This is a genomic window from Streptomyces sp. NPDC030840 (genome assembly GCF_055572015.1).
The window spans coordinates 1-19,983 of record NZ_JBVIEE010000031.1; the positions used below are offsets into that span (position 1 = coordinate 1).

Consider the following 19,983-nt stretch of genomic DNA (forward strand, 5'->3'; position numbering starts at 1 on the left):
GCCGGGCAGAACATCTGGAAGACAGCCCAGCAGGACGTCAGTCAGTGGCAGAGCCACGACCACCAGAACCTGCCTAGCAATATCAATGTCAGTGGTGTTTGGTAAGAATGCAGGTGTGAGCAGCGAGAACGGGCAGGGGGACGGCGGCGCCCAGGGGGCGGTGCCGGAGCAGCTCGCGCTCATTCGGGAGGCCGTTCGGAAGAACAAGGCGCCGAAGGCCAAGCCACGGACGTGGCGAGGGGCCGCGCTGGCCAAGGAGCTGCCGGTCGCACGGGTGTTGGTGGACAAGGGGGTCCTGCACCTCGACCGGTACTTCGACTACGCCGTGCCCGAGGAACTGGATGCCGTCGCCCAGCCAGGTGTGCGGGTGCGGGTGCGGTTCGGGGCCGGCGGGCGCACCGTGCGCGAGGGGAGGCGAGAGGGCGGGTCGCTCATCGACGGGTTCCTGGTCGAGCGGGTGGCCGAGTCCGACTACGCGGGGCCGCTTGCCGCGCTGGCCCAGGTCGTGTCGCCCGAGCCCGTCCTCGGGCCCGAACTGCTGGGGCTCGCCCGAGCGGTCGCGGACCGGTATGCGGGGAGCCTGGCGGATGTTCTGCAGCTGGCCGTTCCACCGCGGCACGCACGGGCGGAGTCCCGGGAGACGCACGCTCCCGCTCCGCCCCCCACGGCGCCGGAGCCGGGGTCCTGGCGGCGGTACGGCAGAGGAGCGCAGTTCCTGAACGCCCTGGCCTCGGGCGGGGCGCCTCGAGCCGTGTGGACCGCGCTGCCCGGGCCCCAGTGGGCCGAGGAGATCGCGCGGGCCGTGCAGGCCACGCTCGCCTCGGGCAGGGGCGCGCTCGTCGTCCTGCCGGCTGGGCGTCCCGTCGCGCGGGTGGACGCGGCGCTGCGGGAGGTGATGGGCGACGGGCACCATGCCGTGCTCACCGCCGACGCCGGGCCGGAGCGGCGCTACCGGGAGTGGCTGTCCGTGCGGCGGGGGGCCGTGCGGGCCGTGGTGGGGACCCGTGCCGCCATGTTCGCGCCCGTGCGCGATCTCGGGCTGGTCGTCGTCTGGGATGACGGCGATGCCAGTCACAGCGAGGACCGCGCACCGTTTCCGCATGTGCGCGAGGTGCTGGAGCTGCGGGCATCCCGGGACAAGTGCGCGTTCCTGCTGGGGAGTTGGAGCTGCACTGTGGAGGCCGCGCAGCTGGTCGAGAGTGGCTGGGCCGCTCCGCTCGTCGCCGATCGTGAGCAGGTGCGGGCCGCGGCGCCGCTGGTGCGGACCGTGGGCGACGCGGAGCTGGCGCGGGACGAGGCCGCGCGGGCGGCGCGGCTGCCGAGCCTCGCCTGGCAGGTCGTGCGGGACGGGCTGCGGCACGGACCGGTACTCGTGCAGGTGCCGCGGCGGGGGTACGTACCACGGCTGGCCTGTGCGCGGTGCCGGGAGCCGGCCCGGTGCCGGCGATGTGCCGGACCGCTGGAGGCTCAGGAGGAGGGCGGCGCTCTGCGCTGCGGGTGGTGCGGGCGCGGGGAGGGCGCCTGGCACTGCGCGGAGTGCGGCGGCTTCCGGCTGCGGGCTCAGGTCGTCGGTGCGCGGCGGACAGCGGAGGAACTCGGGCGGGCCTTCCCCGCCGTGCCGGTGCGGACCTCCGGGCGGGAGCAGGTACTGGACACGGTGTCGGCGGCGCCCGCCCTGGTGGTGAGCACACCGGGCGCCGAGCCGGTCGCCGACAGCGGATACGCGGCCGCCCTGCTGCTGGACGGCTGGGCCATGCTCGGCCGCCCCGATCTGCGGGCCGGGGAGGAGGCGTTGCGGCGGTGGATCGGTGCCGCCGCGCTCGTACGGGACCAGGGGGCGGGCGGCACGGTGGTCGTCGTCGCCGAAGCGACGGCGCGGCCCGTGCAGGCGCTCGTACGGTGGGACCCCGTCGGCCACGCCGTGCGGGAACTCGCCGAGCGGGCCGAGCTGAGCTTTCCGCCGGTGTCGAGGATGGCCGCGGTGTCAGGTACGGCGGAGGCGGTGGCCGAGCTCCTGGCCGACGCCGAACTGCCGCGTGATGCCGAGGTGTTGGGTCCTGTTCCGTTGCCCGTCGCGGATGCCGGGCGGCCCCGGAGGACAGGCGCGCCGCCGCCGGGGGAGCGGTGGGAGCGGGCGCTGGTCCGTGTCCCGCCGGGGAGCGGGGCCGCCTTGGCCGCCGCGTTGAAGAGCGCGCTGGCGGCCCGGATGGCACGTGGGGGGAACGGAAGTGAAGCGGTGCGGATCCGGATCGATCCGCTCGATATCGGCTGACCGGTGCCCGGAAGTGACGCGGGGGCCATGGTGTCGGCATCCCGACACGGAACTGCCTCCCGGTCCGGAACCGGGAGGCAGCAGGCGGGAGTTGGGTTCAGCCGTTGCGCGGGCCCGGGAAGGCCGTGGGCCTCGCCTCGTCACGGAGCGTCGGGCTGCCGGCCGTCGGCTGGGTCGGCATCGAGCGGGCGGCCGGGACCGTGGGCACCGCGGGAATGCCGGCTGCGACATTGACCGTGCGCGTACCGGACGGTTCCGTGGTGCGCTCCGCGTCCGCCGCGGCCTGGGCGGCGGCGCGGCGGGCGCCGTAACGACGGTGCACGGCCTGTTTGGTGACTCCCAGCGCCGAGCCCACGGCGTCCCACGAGAAGCCGAGCGAGCGGTCGAAGTCCACGGCGGCCGTGACCAGGGTCTCGACGCTGTCCCGCAGCTCCTGGGCGAGGCGAACGGTCGGGGCGGGGGCGCGTCCGTAGACGACGAAGCCCGTGGAAGGGCCGGAGCGGCGCGGGCGGTAGACGTTCCCCAACTGAGCGGTCAGGGTGCGTAGCGCGTCCACCTGCCGGCGGACCCGCTCGATGTCCCGCACCAGCAGGTGCAGGCTGGCCCGAGCCTGGGCGTCGTGGGTTGCGTGGTCGGCCATGAACAAGCCTCTCGAACCGGCGTTGAAAAAGGATGGGCCGCGATCGCGGCCTGGTTGGTCAACTCTCTCTTGACCAACGCGTCTCGGGGTCTGTGGTCACGCTGCGGGGGCGTAAGGGCATATGCGTACGCCCCCCGGAGGCCGCGTTTCCCGCACGCGGTGGCCCGTGCGAGTGCGCTGTCGGCTCTCGCGCCGCACCCTCATAGACTGGTGTGCTGCCCCGCACACCCGTTGCCCAGGACGCCGGGGCCGATCCGAACTCCCGCCCGAGAGGCCGACAGTCACCCATGAAGCTGGTCTTCGCCGGTACCCCCGAGGTCGCCGTTCCCGCCCTGGACGCCCTGATCGCCTCCGCGCGGCACGAGGTGGCCGCCGTCGTCACGCGCCCGGACGCGCCGGCGGGGCGCGGGCGGCGCCTGGTCGCGAGCCCCGTCGCGCAGCGGGCCGAGGAGGCCGGCATCGAGGTGCTGAAGCCCGGCCGGCCCAGGGACGAGGAGTTCCTGGCCCGGCTCAGGGAGATCGCGCCCGACTGCTGCCCCGTGGTGGCGTACGGTGCGCTGCTGCCCCGCGTCGCCCTCGACATCCCCGCGCACGGCTGGGTCAACCTGCACTTCTCGCTGCTGCCCGCCTGGCGCGGGGCAGCCCCCGTGCAGCACTCCCTCATGGCGGGGGACGAGATCACCGGGGCGTCCACCTTCCTGATCGAGGAGGGTCTGGACTCCGGTCCCGTCTACGGGACCGTCACCGAGGAGATCCGGCCCACCGACACCAGCGGCGACCTCCTCACCCGGCTTGCCTTCGCCGGAGCCGGGCTGCTGGCCGCGACCATGGACGGAATCGAGGACGGGTCGCTGAAGGCCGTTCCGCAGCCCGCCGAGGGGGTCACCCTCGCGCCGAAGATCACCGTCGAGGACGCGCAGATCGACTGGTCCGCGCCCGCGCTGCGCGTCGACCGGGTCGTGCGCGGGTGCACGCCCGCCCCCGGCGCGTGGACGACGTTCCGGGGCGAGCGACTCAAGATCATCCAGGCCGCGCCCGTGCCGGACCGTGACGACCTCGCCCCGGGCGCCCTGGCCGTCGGCAAGAACAACGTGTACGTGGGCACCGGGTCCTACGCCGTCGAGCTGCTGTGGGTGCAGGCCCAGGGCAAGAAGCCGATGCGGGCGGCGGACTGGGCCCGCGGGGTGCGCATCGCCGGCGGTGAGACCCTCGGGGCGTAGCCGCCGCCCGGGCGGTTACGTAGGCTTGACGGGTCGCTTGACGCGTGTCCCCACCTGATTTCCGGAGCACCTTTTTCGTGAGTGAGCAGTCCCGTCGGCCGCGCAGGCCGGGCAAGCCCTACCGCCGGCCCCAGAAGGACCCCGTCCGCATCCTCGCCTTCGAGGCGCTCAGGGCCGTGGACGAGCGGGACGCGTACGCGAACCTCGTGTTGCCGCCGCTGTTGCGCAAGGCGCGGGAGAGCGAGGGACCCGACAAGTTCGACGCGCGTGACGCGGCGCTGGCCACCGAGCTGGTGTACGGGACGCTGCGGCGGCAGGGGACGTACGACGCCGTCATAGCGGCCTGTGTCGACCGGCCGTTGCGGGAGGTCGACCCGCCCGTGCTGGACGTGCTGAGCCTCGGGGCGCACCAGTTGCTCGGGACCCGGATCCCCAGCCACGCCGCCGTCTCCGCCTCCGTCGAGCTCGCGCGCGTCGTCCTCGGCGACGGGCGCGCCAAGTTCGTCAACGCCGTGCTCCGGAAGGTCGCGCAGGACGACCTCGACGGGTGGCTGGGGCGCGTCGCGCCGCCCTACGACAAGGACCCGGAGGACCACCTCGCGGTCGTGCACTCGCATCCCCGCTGGGTCGTCTCCGCGCTGTGGGACTCCCTCGGAGGCGGCCGCGAGGGCATCGAGCGGCTTCTCGAAGCCGACAACGAACGCCCCGAAGTCACCCTCGTCGCCCGTCCCGGGCGGGCCACCGCCAGGGAACTCCTCGACGCCCTCGGGAACGAGGCCGGGACGCCGGGGCGCTGGTCGCCGTACGCCGTGACGCTCAGCGAGGGCGGCGAGCCGGGCGCCGTCGACGCCGTACGGGAGGGCCGTGCGGGCGTGCAGGACGAGGGCAGCCAACTCGTCGCGCTCGCCCTCGCGAACGCTCCCCTGGAGGGGTCCGACAGGGCGTGGCTCGACGGGTGCGCGGGACCGGGCGGGAAGGCCGCCCTGCTCGCCGGGCTCGCCGCCGAGCGGGGTGCCGTGCTGCTCGCCTCCGAGAAGCAGCCGCACCGGGCCGGGCTCGTCGCGAACGCGCTGGAGGGCAACCCCGGGCCGTACCAGGTCATCGCCGCCGACGGCACGCGGCCGCCCTGGCGGCCGGGCACCTTCGACCGGGTGCTCATGGACGTGCCGTGCACGGGACTCGGCGCTCTGCGCAGGCGTCCCGAGGCGCGGTGGCGGAGGCGGCCCGAGGACCTGGAAGGGTTCGCGCCGCTCCAGCGTGCCCTGCTGCACAACGCGCTCGAGTCGGTGCGCGTCGGCGGCGTCGTCGGGTACGCCACGTGCTCGCCGCACCTCGCCGAGACCCGGGCGGTCGTCGCCGACGTGCTCAAGCAGTACGGCTCGGGGGCCGACCTCATCGACGCCCGGCCCCTGCTGGCGGGCGTACCGGACCTGGGTGAGGGCCCGGACGTCCAGCTGTGGCCGCATCTGCACGGGACGGACGCGATGTATCTGGCGCTCATCCGCCGGGTCGCCTGAGCCTCGGCGTTTCCCCGGTCGGCCGCTGCCGCCGTGACCTCGGCGCGCCGGGCGGGCCGGCGACGGCGGACGGCCCTGTCATCCCTGGGGGCTCCGCCACGCCGATGCCCCGCTCGACGCCCTCCCGGCACGGTTCTCCGAGCGAGGCACCTGCGACGGCCTCACGTTGGGCCGACACGGTCTACGGGCCAGAGGGGCCGCAAACCGGGGGCGGCGGCCACTCGTAGGTGACACCGGTGGGCGGGTCCTTGTGCTCGAAGGACTGGAGAACCTGGGTGAGGGTTCGTCCGCAGTGGATCTCGTCCTGTGGTCCGCTGGGCGCGGGAAGGCCGTACGCGGCGTACAGGGGGACGCGGTGGGCGACGACCACGCCGTGCACCTGGGCGGCGAAGGCCATGGTCTCCCGCACCAGGCCGTGGCGGAAGGCCAGAGCACACAGCAGGCAGGCCAGGGCCCAGGCGAGGGCCCACCGCAGGGGGAACAGCGGGGCCAGAGCGAGGCCGCCGACGGCGATGAGCAGTTGCTGGCACCGTCCCAGAACCACACTGCTCTGGGCGACGAGACGGCTGTACTGCCCTTCCGGGAGGACGGTCAGCAGGGGAGTCCACACGACGGAGAGGTCCAGGCCGAGTTTGCGGTCGAGACGTTCCGCCACGGCGGCCAGGGCGTTGCCGCTGGCGCTTGCACTGACGGGCCAAGCCTCATCCAGCGGGTAGCGGGCTCGCAACTCGGCGTAACTGGCGCCGCGGCGCACGGCCGTGAGCGCCGATCCACCGGAACCCGCCGCGAACTGGCTGAGCCGGGTACGACGACGCGTCTGGAGCCGCACCAGCAGGCTGCCGGCCCAGACCACCGGCACCGGCCCGGCGCGCCAGGAGTCGGCGGTCAGCAGGGTGAACAGTCCCGGGGCGACCCCCGCGGCGAGGAACGCCGTGCTCACTGCGATGCCGAAGCCGACCACGAGGAGCAGGGCCGGACCGATGGCCTCGGTGTCGGCTATCCGGCACGGAAGCGACCGGGCGTCCGCGGTGCACTTGGCGGCCTCCGGGCGCGACAGCACGTGGACCAGCACGGCGGCGAGCCACAGGACGAGCGACGTGCCGAGCGCGGTGTTCCGCCAGCGCGCGGCCAGCGGCTCCACGACGGCCTTGGCCAGGCCCTCGATCAACTCAGCCTCTGCAGGGCGACGTTGGGGTGAGTGGCACAGTGACGACTGCCGTAAGGGCCGTCGGACTCACCGGCCACCGGCGCCTGGGTGCAGCCCGCCGCGGGACATCCCCAGCGCACGGGGGTGGGGAGCCGCCCCGGGACCGGCAGCACCGCGCGGTGGTCCTCGGTGTCCGTGACCGCCGCCTCCGCCACGAGGTGGGACAGGACCGGGTCGGCGGAGACGAGCTCGTCGAGGCGGGCGCCGAACTCCGCCTCGTCCAAGGGCTGTTCGCGCACGGTTTCGCCTGGGCCGGGCTGCAGGGGCAGCCTCGCGTACAGGGCGTTGAGAGCCTCGCGTGTCTCGGCGGTCACATGGGCCCAGGCGGGGTGGCGCATCGCGCCGCGCACCAGTGCGTCGGTCCGGGACAGGACGGGAGGGGCTTGCGCGGCGCTGCCCGCGGCGATGTCGGTGCCGTCGTTGTGATCGGTGTTGATGGGAAGCCTCCTTCACCCGGGCGTTCGTCGGCGCCCATGCCGAACCGCCGTGTCGGCGAAGGCAGGACGGTCCCGCCGACGACCGGACCTGGCGACGTCCGAGCCGACCGTACCGGGCCTGAACGCTCATATGGCAATGGATCAGAATATTGCCTGTAAGCAGGGCGATCACACCAACCTGCGGCGCTACAGTGATGATGCGCGCATCCGCACCCGAGCGACGGCTCTGCCGTCGCGACGCGACGCGAAGACGAACGTCTCGTGAAGTCTCCGGTGCGGGCGCAGGCTGAGCAGGGAGCGCGCGAGCCGCACGGGGGGAAAAGTGCTCGGAAGACACCTTGACGAGGGGGACGGCGCGGGGAACGCCGACTTCGTCGTCCACGTCGGCCTGGATCAGCACACCGAGCCCCTGCCCGACTTGCCGGATGTGCTGTGGTGCCGGGTCAGCGTCGTCGACGACAGAGGCGACGAGTTCCGGGCCAAGGACCCCGCCCTCATCCGTCCCGCGCGGCTTCACACCGAGATGCGCAAGGAGATGGCGGCGGACGGGCCGAGCATCCGGAACGCGGGCAACGCGCTGTTGCCTCGCGACGTGCTGGTCCCCTATCACGCGGCCGTCGACCGCGCGCAGCGGCGGGGGGTACGCCTCAGGGTCCTGCTCACGTTCTCCGACGACCGGCTCGGGGCCGTCCCGTGGGAGCTGGCCTCGGTCCCCGAGCGGCGCGACGGCGCGACCGGTGCTCCCCAGTTCCTCGTTCGCCACCACGGCGTTTCGGTGGTGCGGGGCATCGAAGGAAGTACCCCACCCGGCGCCGCTCATCCGCTGGATCTGCGGGGGACCCTGCTCCTGGGCACCGCACTGACCGTCCACGGTGATGTTCAGGCCCCGGACGGCACGTCCTGCCGGGTTCCCGCGCTCGAAGGCGGGATGGCGTCGACCGCGGAGACCAGGGCCGCGGCCGGTCGGCTGGGCGAGCAGGGCAGCCGTGACGTGCGTGTTCTCGCCGAGCCCCTGACCCGGGAGGCACTGCGCCAAGCACTGCGGGGACCGGTCTGGGGCTTCTTCTTCGCCGGACACGGACGGCGCGACGGCATCGTGCTGGCCGGAGACGACGGTGGGGCGGAGCTGATGTCGGGCTCCGAACTGGCCGCCCTCCTGGTGGAGGCGCGTATCGCGGTGGTCGTCCTGGCGGCCTGTGCCACGGCCTCCCCCGTGCAGGCGGGTGACGGCCCGGTGCCGCAGGGCTCCGTGCCCTGGTCCCCGCACCTGGCCGAGTACCTGGTGCGGGCCGGCGTCCCCTACGTGCTCGGCATGGACGGGCTGATCGGCGACCGGCACGCGCTCACCATGACCGGCCGGTTCTTCGAGACGCTCGCCTGGGGCGGTTCCGTCGACCGCGCCGTCGACGAGGCCCGCGCGGCGATGGCGCACGACTGGTGGCAGCCGGTCGTGTACACGAGCGGTGGTGCACCCCGGCACCTGACCGTGCCGGCACCCGCGAGCCCCCCGCCGGAGACGTTACGCGCCTGCCACGTGCCGCCGGACTGGCGCGGTGACCAGCCGATGGCCCTGCCGGGTGACAGCCGGCCCGCACGGATCGACACGCTCTGGTGCCTGGACCGCGGACCTTTGCGCGGCGTGCTGGTGGAGGTGTGCGATGAGCCGGGCGCCGACACCGGCGGACTGGCCGAACAGCTCAACGACGTGGAGTGCGGACCACTCCGTCTGATGACCACGTACGGTGGTCCCTTTCCCCGCCGCCACTGGTTCGGCGTGCGGGCGTCATGGCGTGAACCACATCGCGACCCGGGGGAGTTCGCCAACCGGCTCGTACACCCCGAGTATCTGCGCCAGGCTCTCACGGACGCCCCGGACGGCAGCCGGATCGGGCTCGTCCTGCCCTTCCCCGGCCACCGTCACCAGCCCGACGACGCGATCCGGTACGCGCAGGCGATCGCGGAATGCTTCCCGGAGGCCGCGCTGATCGTCCATGTGCGTGCCTCCCGGATGCCGCGGGCCGTGCGGACAGCCGTGCAGATCGCAGCCGGGCTCCCCCGGAGGCGTCCGGACGGTTCGGACCTCGGAGTGAGCATCCTGATGCGGGCCCGTCCGTCACTGCTCGCCCGTGTACGTCCCACGCCCGAACCCACGGCAGCCGTGGCCGCCCGTTCGCCCCTGGAGGTGGCACTCGCCGCGGCGCCGGGCCGCTTACACGCGAGCGCGATGGAGGAGGACCACATAGCGGACGAGGCCCGGCAGATCATCCAGGGCTGGCAGGACGCCGACACCGAGGCACCCCGAGCCGCCCATGAGATCCGCCGCAGGGAGCTGGAGTCCCTGCTGGCCCTCGCTGACGACGAGAGGGTACCTCCTGCCTATCTGCGCGCCATCCTGCTCGAACACGCACGCTCGCGCTCCGATCCGGCACGCAGCGCCTCCCTCCTGCTCGTCTCCGAGGACGACGACGACCTCGACACCTGGCTCGATGCCGCCCAGGCGGCGAACCGTCCCGTGGTCCCCTCCGCTCTGCCGCCGGCCGACTGGGAGGCAGTGCTCCTCGCGGAGCTTCGCAGGGCCCAGACCCCACGGCGGGTACGGGCCGTCGCGCACCAGTGGCTCGGTCTGATCCCACCCGCCGTGGAGGCCGTGGTGGACCACCTCGCCGTGCCCGGCCGCGACAGGCTGACACCCGCGGGGCGGAACGCCGAGGACCTGGCCTTCCTGGAAGGCGTCACCGACCCGGCCGTGGCCGAGGCGGCGCTGCGGGCCGGGGTCGGCACCGGGCTGAGCGTGGCCGATCTCTGTCCCGGGGACCCCTTGCCGGCGGCGTGGGCGCTGCTGTCCCGCAGGCCTCTCGACGCGCCCACCGCGCAGCGTCTGTTCGGCTGGTCTCCCGCGTTGCGTCGCGTACTCGGCTACACACTCGACCCGGTCGAGACCGACCCTCTCACGCGTGACCGGGTCGCGGTGCTCCACCAGACCCTGCGCCCGTGGCAGTGGAGGCCGCACGACCGGTCCGGCACCCCGGTCCTGACTTGATCGCAAGCCGCCCGGTCCGCGTACCCGACCCGACACCCCCAGTCCCTTTCCAGCGAAGCCACCCCACGGCCACCGCCTGCTCCGCGCCGTTGGCAACCCCGCCCCCAGTAGGGCCGTACTCCGAGGAGAACCCGTGCTCGCCGACTGGTACTTCTGCTCCGCCCTCGGACTGACGACACACCAGACCAAGGAGTACCTGGACATCGCCCAGATCCTGCGCTCCCCACGCAGCGGCAGCCTGGAACTGCACGTGGCGCTGGAACGCCTGGCCCAGCAGGAGGAGGCCGTCCGTCTGCACGCCCTGCGGTACGTGCTGGGGTGCGCGCCGGCGCTGAGGGACGACCCCTCCCTCGCCGACGCTGCCGCCGCGGTCTGGGCCGGGCTGCTCGCAGGAGAGGACGACGAGGAAGGGCACACGGCCACGGAACGGGGCCTGGAGGAGGCCGCGTTCCAGCACACGCTGGTGGATCTGCTCGGCGAGGCCCTCTTCCCGTTGCCGGAGGACTTCGCCGAGCGGGTGTGTGCCGCCCTGGAGATGCAGTCCGCTCCCGAGGACGCCACGGACCGGCACCAGCGCGTTCCGCCGCCGCCCTACCACGACCTGCACGAGCACGCCGCGCAGACCGTGGCCCTGGTCCTCCTGGACAGGGCCGCGGAACAGCGCCCGGACGTCGTGGCCGCGGCCTGGCGGCGCACACAGCGACTGTCCGTGGCGCGTGCCGCACTGCGCGGCGAGTCGGGGCGGTGGCCTCTGCTGCTCGCCGCCTCGGCGCTCACCCGGCTGAAGGACGCGGAGACAAGCAGTGAGGTCCGCGTGGCCCTCGCCGCCGAAGGGCAGGGGGCCGGCTACCTGGAGCCGGACGTCCTCGCCACCCTGGCGTCCTCCTGGTTCGGGCACGCCGGCGAGCAGGATGGGCCCGACCTCGAGCTGCTGGAGGCCGAGATCGCACGCGGCGGGCTGTATCAGGGCTGGCCGGGCTGGGAGAAGGGTGCTGCCGACGCGCAGGCGGCCGTACGGGACCGGCTCGGGGTGGTGGGGAGGGGCCCGAACATGTCGCTGGGCATCGCGCTGTGGCAGCTGACCCTGTGGGATCTCGCGGCCTCGCACGATCCCCTGGAAGCGGCGCGGCGCACCGCCCGATGGTGGGCCCCACCGACCGGCGGACGCTTCCCCGACCCCGCGACCACAGGACTGTCGGTGCCCTGGGCGAGGCTGTCGGAGGAGGACGACCGGCGGGCGGAATGGTGGCTGACCCGGGCCGCGGCCCTGCACTGGTCTCCGGGCTCGCCACACCAACGCGCCCCCGAGCAGCGGGTGGCCGCTCCCGGCGAACCGGGACGCGACCCGTTCGCGGCCTGCTCACCCTGGATCGAGCGGAAGAGCGACTTGTTCCGGCTCGATGACAAGCTGTCCCCCAGAGAGGCTGCCAGGAAGAGCCGTTTCGATACGGCGGACCGCCCCGTGCTCCTCCTCCAGCTGACGGCGGTGTCCGTCATCTCCGTGCATCTGCTGCGCATGACCGGCGCCCACGGGGGACCGGAGGCGCAGCGCGCCCATGACCATCTGGTCGGCATCCTGTTCCACGCCGCCGACGTGTTCTGCGACCCGCGGTTCCTGCCCTTTCTCGGAGAACTGAGCCGGGGCACCGCCGTGCCCACCGTCCTGCCCACCTATGTGACCCCCTCCATGGCGGCGTTGATATGGCACGCCCGAACCACCGTGGACAGTGCGGGAAGGGGACTCCTCCCGGAGATCCGGCCCCGCATGTTCGCCGACTTCCTCATCGACGGGCCAGGCACCGTCCGCCCCACCGACGCCGCCTGCCCCCGTGGACCGGAGTGGCGCAGATTGTTCGTCCGCCCGGCGTGGAACGTCGCCAGGCTGTGGATCAACGAAGCTGCGGCGGGAGTACGCCGCAGCCCGGTGAGCGGCTCCGAACCGCACGGCTGGTACGACGGCGAGAACCCCTGGGCGCGCCGGGTGCTGGCCATCGGCGCCCAACGAATGACGGAACTGGACCTGGACCGGGAGCCGGCCGTCGAACCCTCGTCACAACTTCCCTTTCACTCCATGCTGCTGAGGGACTTCGAGGGCGTCGACGTGCCACGCCCCGACTGGTTGTCGCAGCTCGACACGCCGCTCCGGAGCGGCAAGCCTCGTACCTCGATCGGGTACGAGGCGCTGCTCTCCGCCGATCCGTACCCCCTCGACGCCTGGGCGCTCCACACCACGCGCATCGAGGAGCTGACCAGCGAGGGGCCCGCGCTGCTGGCCATGCGGACCGTCCGGCTCGCCGCGCTCCTCGACCAGGCCGTTCCGGGCGCCGCGCCCGGCGATCCGGCATGGGTCCAGGAGTGGCTCGACGCGATGGCCGCCATCAACGCCCCCGACCAGTGGGCCCGTTCGATCCGGGCCGCCGCGGTCGGGCTGTTCGGGCCCCCGGACGGCCGGTACGACCCGTCGGCCGCCGCTCAGGACGAGCTGCGCCGTGTGCTGGAGGTCGTGGTGGACAGCATCGTCGAGTTCAGCCCGTACGCGCCCCGCTACTACCAGCTCCTGCTGGACCGGGTGGCCCGCGCGGGAGGCCGCCTGTCGCCGGAGACGATGAACCGGCTGCGGGCCCGAACGGTGGACGCCGTGCGGCGACGGCACGACCCGGACCGGCTGCTGCCCGTCCGCGGCGGCCCCTGGGGTGAGCTGGGCACGCGGAAGGCCCGCCAGGACATCGAGACTGAACTGCGGTTGCTGGTTCAGGCGCTGTCCGGTACACGGCTCGCCTGGGACGGCCGGCGGACTCTCGGGTTGATCGTTTCCGACGGCTGGCGCGACACCGTCATCACGCCCTCCACGTCGCTGGTGACCAGACCGTCCGCCGCTTTCAACGCCCGGGCCGAGCAGCCCGCTCCGGACGGCCGGCTGGTCGTCGCCCGCGTCCTGGATCACTTCCGGGGTCAGGACCAGTTCCTCGTGCTCCCCCACCGACTGGGCGGGGAGCGCGGGCGCGACGCGGTGGACCTGGTGGACATGCCCGCCGCCGACCGCGCACGGCTGCTGCAGCGGTGGCGGCAACGCGCTAAAGCCCACTGGGCCGTGGGCGTCGTCTGCGCGAACTCGGCGGGAAGCGCGGCTGAGCAGAACACGGAAGCCGACGACCTGGTGCTGGTCAACTGGGGCGGCCCGGAGCCTCTGCCGGCGCGGGGCGGCGGCACACGCTGGTGGCGCACCGGTGACCTGTGCCGGGTGGAGGTGCGCTGGAACGGCGTCACTCACCGCTGGGAACAGGCCGCCGCTCGCCGGCTCGACGTCCTGCCCCGGCGGGCTCCCCTTCCGGGAGAGACCCGCGCCGCACGGCTCTCTCCCGCGGGGGTGAGGGACAGGGTGCCGGTCATGCTCTCGGTCGACGGCGAGTCGGGTCCCCCTTTCGCGGCGGCGGCCGAATCCCTCCACACGGCCTGGTTGCGCTGGCAGCCCGACCTCTCGGGGAGGTGGGCGGAGCAGTACGGCACCACCGAGACGGTGGCCCGCTGGGACTCCACACTGAACTGCTGGCTCCCCGCCGACCGGACTCTCGTGGAACTGATCGCGGACGATCTGCCGTACCGGGGCGACGACGGATGCCGGGCCGCGGTACTCGTCTACACGGGCTCCGTTCTCCCTCCGGCGGCGGGTCTGCCCGGCGGCCGCTACTTCGTGACCACCGCCGGACGCGCCTATCTGCTGCGCGCCCAGGACTGGGGGACCTCACCCGAGGAGCTCGGCAGGGTGCTCCGGCACGGGCCGGGCACGCTCGTGTACGTCGGCCTCGGGCCGGGGGCCCGGCTGGAGTTGCTGGACAACCCGCCGGCGGGAGCGGAGAAGCGCTGGCCGTCCCTCGCACGGGGCGGCGGCTGCGACCTGCGCAACACCGCCTGGCTGAAGCTCTTCTCCGAGACAGAGGGCGAGGAGTGGGAGGCGGAGCTGACCGACGGTCAGTGGACCGTCGACGTCAGCCGCGCGCGGAACTTCCCGCACGGTGCCGGGTTCCCCTCCCGTATCGCGGTACGGGGCCTCGAGGGCACTCCCGGCACCCGGTGCGCCTTCCACCCCGAGCCCTGGGAGAACACCGTCGAGGACGCGGCTGTCGCGGTGGTGTCGGGAGAGGCGCTGTCCGGGGAACCGCTCAGCGACCACGACAACCCGAGCCGCGGCAGGTTCGAGTGGTTCTGGAACGTGGCCGAGCGCACCGTACTGCCGGTGGAACGCTTCTTCGGCGGACGGCAGGTGAAGTGGAGCACGGTGGACGCGCTGGTTCCGGACGGGATGACCGTCCAGGTGGACCGCAGTTCGCTTCCCTTCGGTCGGGTGCCGTCGCGCCGTGGCATGCCGCTCGTGGAGATCACGCGGGTCAGAGCGCGCGACGGCGAGCCCGCCCGGCCCGCCGCGCCCTTGTCCGATGACGACTTCCTCGCACGCCTGTCCGGTGACGCGGCGCCTCGTCCGGGCTCCTCGGCACCACTCGGCGCGCTGCCCGTCGACCGTGCGGTGCGTGGCGTCGTCACGGGCGTCCTCCGACGCGAGGACGGCACGAGCCACGGCTACATGGTCTGGCTCGACCTGGACGGCAGGCTCGTCCCGGCGAGCCTGCCGGCGACCTCCTTCACCCGCCGCCACCGGCGCAACGGCGAGACCTTCACCGCTGTGCGCTCCGCTGTGCCCGGAGGCGCCTGGGCCTTCGTGCCCCGCCTCCACAAGGTGTTCGGCCAGGCCCTCCACAGCTGCGAGGACGCCGAGCGGCCCCCTGGGGGCGGCCTGCGGTTCCTCGGCCGGGCGGGTACCCGCGCCTACTACGCGCACCCCGAGGGCGGCCCCCTCGTCTCCGTTCCGTCGGGTGACGCATCGGCGACCCCCGTCGGGCAGGGCGGAACGGTCGTCGCGGATCTGGGGACCGGACAGCCTCTGGACAACACTCCCCGGCGCCGGCTGCTGGTGCGCGACCGAGGCCTGGAGGTGGTGGGCGACGCGCCCGAGCACGGAGGGGCGGATGGGGTCGTCACGGACGTCACGCTGCGCGCATGGCGACGTGAGGGCGGCCTGGTCGCTCTCCACCGGGGACTGACGGTGCGTGCCCGTGCCACGGTCTCCCCGGACGTCCATGCCGGGAAGCAGGCACGCACACCGCAGGAGGAGTGGCGAGAGCAACTGGACAACGGTGAGATCGTGACGCTGCGCGGCCGGTTGCTGGGCAACGGCCACTTCCTCGCGTCCGGCGTCACCCTGCCCCTGGTTCCCGGGGACGCCCCGCACGTCGTGGGCTCCTCCTACGGCGACGACGCCGAAGCCCTGCTGGTGCAGTCGGGCAACACGCTCCTCGCCTCCACCAGAGACGCCCCGGCGCGGGACGCGGCACGCTTCGCCGCCGCGGTCACCGGCGCACCCGAGGGCACGCCTGTGCCCCGCCGCAACCTCGTGCGGGACGTCTACTACGTCGGGGCGGAGCAGCGAGAGGGCGGCCCCGTCCGCCGGTTCGAGTGGGGCAACGGGCTCACCGCGGAACTGGGCCCCGACCGGCTCACCGTCAACGGCCGGCCATGCGGCGACGAACAGGCCTTCCCGCTCCACCACGGCGACCGCCTGGCAGCTCTGAAGGTCGCCGTGAAGGCGGACGGCGTCGTCGTCGACATCAGGCCGGAGGACGTCGAGATCCAGGTCGGCCGCCAGGCCTACGTGGAGGCGGGATACGAGGTCGTCCATCAGCTCGAACTCGCGGTCGACCCCAGGACCCGCTCCGTCGTCGTCCGTAAGGTGCGCCTGCGCGGCACCACGATCAGTGGCGAGGCGTCCGATTACTCGCGCACGTACCCCATCGCGGCCGAACTGGACACCACCAGCCGGGACGAGGTGCTGGCCGCCGTGCAGGCGACCCCGCACACCGCGGAGGACCTGGCTCGGCTGCAGATCCTGGCACGCCTCGACCGGGAGGCCTACGAGAAGGACCAGCGGTGCCGGCGCTTCACCTACGTCCAGGCGCGGCTGTCGGCGGTGCGTGCGGGGGGTGTCGTCGACGGCGAGCACGTCTTCATGGTGGCGGGCGCCGTGCAGAGCACCGGCAACGACGCGTTCATCGAGTTCCGTCTGCCCGGCACGCCCCTGGTTCCCCCCGGACAGAGACGCCCCCTGACTGTGCGGGTCCGCAGACGCCTGTTCTCGGCGAGGGAGTACCTGCTGCCGCAACTGGTGGCGGAGAAGCGCACAGGCTACTACCAGGACACGGCGGTGATGCTGGTGAGCCTGCGGCAGGATCCGAAGACGAGGCAGTGGTCCGGTGATCTGATGAGCGCGCCCGCACGCGACGCGGCGGCGCTCACCGGAGCCGTACAGCATGCGGGTGGGCGACTGCTCGCCGTGCTGACCGGAGACCGGGACAAGGTCGAGGTGCGTCCCGGCGTCGTCTACGAACTGCCGAAGAAGACCCAGGGCCCTCCCGTCGCCCGCAAAGCAGGGCGGGGAGCACTGGTCGTCGTCTCCGACGTGCCCGGCGGTCTGCGGCTGGACCTGGCCCAGGACGCCGACCGGTCGTTCGTACCGGATGGCACCGCCCGCCCTGCCGTGGTGCTGCCGAAGGACACGCTGCTCGGCGCGTCGGGCAAGTGGCACCCCGATGACCGGGGCCAGTTCACCGCGGCCGGACTGCAGGGAATGTCGGTGACGGCCGAGGAAGGCCACGGCGTGCCTCTCCTCGCCGTCCCGCACCCGAAGCTCGCCCTGCTGCGGCGTTCGGGCGGCAGGGTCACTCTGACGCGCCCTGTCGGTGAGCCGGTCCGCGCGGCACGCGTGCGTACGGCCGGGGACCGCCCACAGGCCGAGGTCGTCCTCCACGAGGGCTCGCCGAGGAGACGCGACGGGAAGCCGGCGCTGCCCTCGTTCATGCTGCCGTGGGCTCTGCTGTCCTTCCGGGACACCGACGTGGAGGTGCTGCGCCACACCTGTCGGACGATCACGTGGGCCTACCACGACACGACGACGTCGCACACGCTGAAGGACGGAACCGTCAAGACGCCACTGGACGACATCAGTGAACGGTCGCTGGCGGTCGAACCGGTGCTCTTCGACGAGGACGCGGGTGCGTGGACCCTGCGCTACCACCCGGAACGCATCCGGTGGTACGGCATGCCGGCGACCGTTCTGACCGAGCAACCCCGCGACCCCGAGCAGCTGTACTACCCCAGCGTCCACACGGTGGCCTGCCCGTCCGTACCCGAGCGGGGCGGTGAAGCGCGGGGCCTGTGGCTGGAGTTGAGCCCCGGCCGTGTGGTGGAGGTGAGCGGCCGGCTGCTGATGGGCCCTGGCAGGCAGGGACTGGAGCGGCTGGACTGGTCCCTGTTCGGCCCGGGGGACCAGGTGCACCTGGAGATCGTCCGGGGCGAGCTCACGGCTCCCCGGCGGCTGCGCCTGGTGAAGTGGCAGCCGGGTCCCCGTTCCGCCCTGCTGCCGTCCGGGGCCGAGGCCGCGGGGGGCAGCGGACGGACGCTGCTGCCGGTCCACCGGGTCGACACGCGCCGCGGCGCACTCCACCTGGGGCGCGGCGACTACACGCTGACGTACCCCGCGGGCCCGGACGCCGAGCGGTACCGCAGCGGGCAGGCCGTGATACTGCACCGTTCCAACCATCTGGCCCGGTACGACACCAGGAAGCCGCCTACCGCGGGGGACACGGCCCTGCTCGGGTGGGCCGACGGTCACCTGCGCGTCCTCGGACTCCCCGGTACCGCGGCGCGGCCGGCTGACCGCACGGACGAGCTCTGGCCGGGAGCGGGATGGCTGTACGACGCCCTCACCGGCCCGGAGCAGGCCGAGGCGGTCGAGGCCCTCGGCGGGGCGCTTCCGGTCACGGTGGAAGACCCCGACGAGAACGGCACCCTCGTCGTGTCGCGTCGGTTGCAGCCGACGAGCGCCCTGTGCCGGAACGGCCTGTTGCGGCTGGAGGCCGTGGCCGCTCTCGGGTCCGCCGTGGTTCTCCGCGCGGGGCCGGCGCTCCATCTCCTGGCCGTGCGCGACATTGTGCGCGGTGTCCCGGACGCGCACGCGTCAGAGGCGGCGAGAGCCCTCGCTGCCACCCGACGGCTCGTGTGGCTCCGGGTGACCGGCAGGTCCGGCCGCCCTCCGCGGACCGACGCGTACCTGAGGGTTCCCGAACCGCGCCCGTACGGGGACGAGTTCGACGCGGTGCCCTTCGCCGCGGTCGGACCGGACACCGCGCCCGCGGGAGTACTGGTGCATACGCCGCACGACCAGGGGTACCACTGGCTGCCGGCGGAACTGCTCTCCTGGGCGGGCGCGTTGACCGCAGACGAGATCTCCGCGGCGTTCGTGGCGCCGGGCACGCCCCTGCACGTGCGTGAGCAGCACGGCGGGGCGGTGTCCGCCGTCGGGGTCAGACGGGTGTGGCGTGCCCGCCAGGACATGGCTCTCGGCACCAAACTGCGGGTCGAGCCGTTCCCGTCGCCGGGCGCCCCGGCGGCCGACACCGCGCCGAGTCCCGGAGGGCAGCTGGCCGTCGCTCAGCCGTACGGAATGCTCGTACGGCTCGCCGCGGCTCCCACGGGCCGGTCCCGTGACCGAGCGCAGGCCACGGAAGTGGACGCACTGGGGCAGGGCGGCGCGTTCGGTGTGCGGGTCGTGCCCTCCGGTGCGCGGCGGGTCAGGCTGGACCTGCCCAGGGAGGTCGCCGCCCAAAGCGCCAAGCACGCCGCCACGGCACACCACAACACCGCGGAGAGCCACCGCCAGTGGCTCGCCGAGGGCTGGACTGCCGGCCCGGTCACAGCGGCCGCGGAGCCGGACGAAAACGCCGACGCGGCAGTTCTCCGTGCATGGCCGAGCGCCGTGACGGAGTCCCGGCCGGGTCGACAGGGGCAGACCGGCCAGGCGCCTCGACCAGCGGGAACGCGCCGCTCCTTCGAAGCTCTCCGTCAGTGGCTGGGGGTTCACGGCGCTGACGCGTTCGGCCTGCGGCAGGAGGAAGAGCTGGAGCTGGCGCCGACCTTGGCGGCCTGCCTGCTGATGGCGCACGAAGGGGCCGAGAACCCGGTCCTCGCCCGCGGAGCCGTACTTCTCGCACACCGGACCGGCCTGCGCGCGGGGCGCTCCCTGCACGTCGAACCCGTGGTCCGAACCTGGACGGCGGCCGCCACGGCGCACCGGTGGGTGAACGGCGCCACCGCGGACGCGTCCGCGAGTCCGCCGGACGCACGGCTGGCGGCTCTGAGCCTGCCCGCGACGGTGGATCCTGCCGGGCTGGAGAGCATCCTGCGCTTCGGGCACGGCGTACTCGGCCGGGTCGACGCCGACGCCCTGGTACACCGGCTCGACGGGACGGCGAGGGCGGTTCTCGCGTCCGTGGGCCAACTCTCCGCCGGCATGGACCTGCGCGCGGACGCCGCGACGCTTGCCCTGGTGGCCGACCTCGGCAGGGCCCTGCATCCTCCGCACGAGGAGGCCGTCGCCCAGTCCGCGTTGCTCGCACCGCAGACGGATCTGCTCGGGGGTGTTCTGACGCGGGTCGTCAGCGAGGGACCCCTGCCTCTCCTTCCGGTGCCCGGGAAGCTTCCGCATCCCGCCGAACAGCTGGCACGGGAGGTCCTGCGGCAGACGAGCGCTCAGCCCGGGTAGC

The 19,983-nt window shown here is 73.5% G+C and carries 8 protein-coding genes; 5 read left to right on the forward strand and 3 right to left on the reverse strand.

Features of this window, described 5'->3' with window-relative positions; translation table 11 throughout:
* Nucleotides 1-115: 115 nt before the first annotated feature.
* On the forward strand, nt 116-2,272 hold the full coding sequence (locus ACZ49J_RS40625) for a primosomal protein N' (protein WP_467456260.1): 2,157 nt from the start codon (nt 116-118) through the stop codon (nt 2,270-2,272).
* 97 nt (nt 2,273-2,369) lie between these two features.
* Here the strand turns inward: ACZ49J_RS40625 and ACZ49J_RS40630 are convergent, their stop codons facing one another.
* Nucleotides 2,370-2,912: a hypothetical protein gene (locus ACZ49J_RS40630; RefSeq protein ID WP_467456258.1), complete on the reverse strand. Its 543-nt coding sequence runs from the start codon at nt 2,910-2,912 to the stop codon at nt 2,370-2,372.
* Between the two features lie 287 nt (nt 2,913-3,199).
* Between ACZ49J_RS40630 and fmt the strand changes: the two genes are divergently transcribed.
* Complete coding sequence (gene fmt / locus ACZ49J_RS40635) at nt 3,200-4,132, forward strand: methionyl-tRNA formyltransferase (protein WP_467456257.1); 933 nt, start codon at nt 3,200-3,202, stop codon at nt 4,130-4,132.
* A gap of 77 nt (nt 4,133-4,209) precedes the next feature.
* Nucleotides 4,210-5,649 (forward strand): RsmB/NOP family class I SAM-dependent RNA methyltransferase, encoded by a 1,440-nt coding sequence (locus tag ACZ49J_RS40640; RefSeq protein ID WP_467456256.1) that lies wholly within the window; start codon nt 4,210-4,212, stop codon nt 5,647-5,649.
* A 181-nt stretch (nt 5,650-5,830) separates the two neighbouring features.
* On the opposite strand, the gene ACZ49J_RS40645 is transcribed toward ACZ49J_RS40640, so the two are convergent.
* Together ACZ49J_RS40645 and ACZ49J_RS40650 are read right to left on the reverse strand one after the other, a co-directional pair.
* Nucleotides 5,831-6,817 (reverse strand): hypothetical protein, encoded by a 987-nt coding sequence (locus ACZ49J_RS40645; RefSeq protein WP_467456254.1) that lies wholly within the window; start codon nt 6,815-6,817, stop codon nt 5,831-5,833.
* Nucleotides 6,814-7,206 (reverse strand): hypothetical protein, encoded by a 393-nt coding sequence (locus tag ACZ49J_RS40650; protein WP_467456253.1) that lies wholly within the window; start codon nt 7,204-7,206, stop codon nt 6,814-6,816. Before ACZ49J_RS40650 ends, ACZ49J_RS40645 begins: the two co-directional genes overlap by 4 nt.
* A 409-nt stretch (nt 7,207-7,615) precedes the next feature.
* Between ACZ49J_RS40650 and ACZ49J_RS40655 the strand changes: the two genes are divergently transcribed.
* Together ACZ49J_RS40655 and ACZ49J_RS40660 are read left to right on the forward strand one after the other, a co-directional pair.
* A complete protein-coding gene (locus ACZ49J_RS40655; RefSeq protein ID WP_467456252.1) occupies nt 7,616-10,333 on the forward strand; it encodes a CHAT domain-containing protein in 2,718 nt (905 codons plus the stop codon).
* Between the two features lie 133 nt (nt 10,334-10,466).
* Nucleotides 10,467-19,982 (forward strand): hypothetical protein, encoded by a 9,516-nt coding sequence (locus ACZ49J_RS40660; RefSeq protein WP_467456251.1) that lies wholly within the window; start codon nt 10,467-10,469, stop codon nt 19,980-19,982.
* The last annotated feature ends 1 nt before the right edge of the window (nt 19,983 follow it).

What these genes read in the sequence shown, in the direction of transcription:
- ACZ49J_RS40630 (WP_467456258.1), bottom strand. Translation starts at nt 2,912, where the DNA reads ATGGCCGACCACGCAACCCACGACGCCCAGGCTCGGGCCAGCCTGCAC.
- fmt (WP_467456257.1), top strand. Translation starts at nt 3,200, where the DNA reads ATGAAGCTGGTCTTCGCCGGTACCCCCGAGGTCGCCGTTCCCGCCCTG.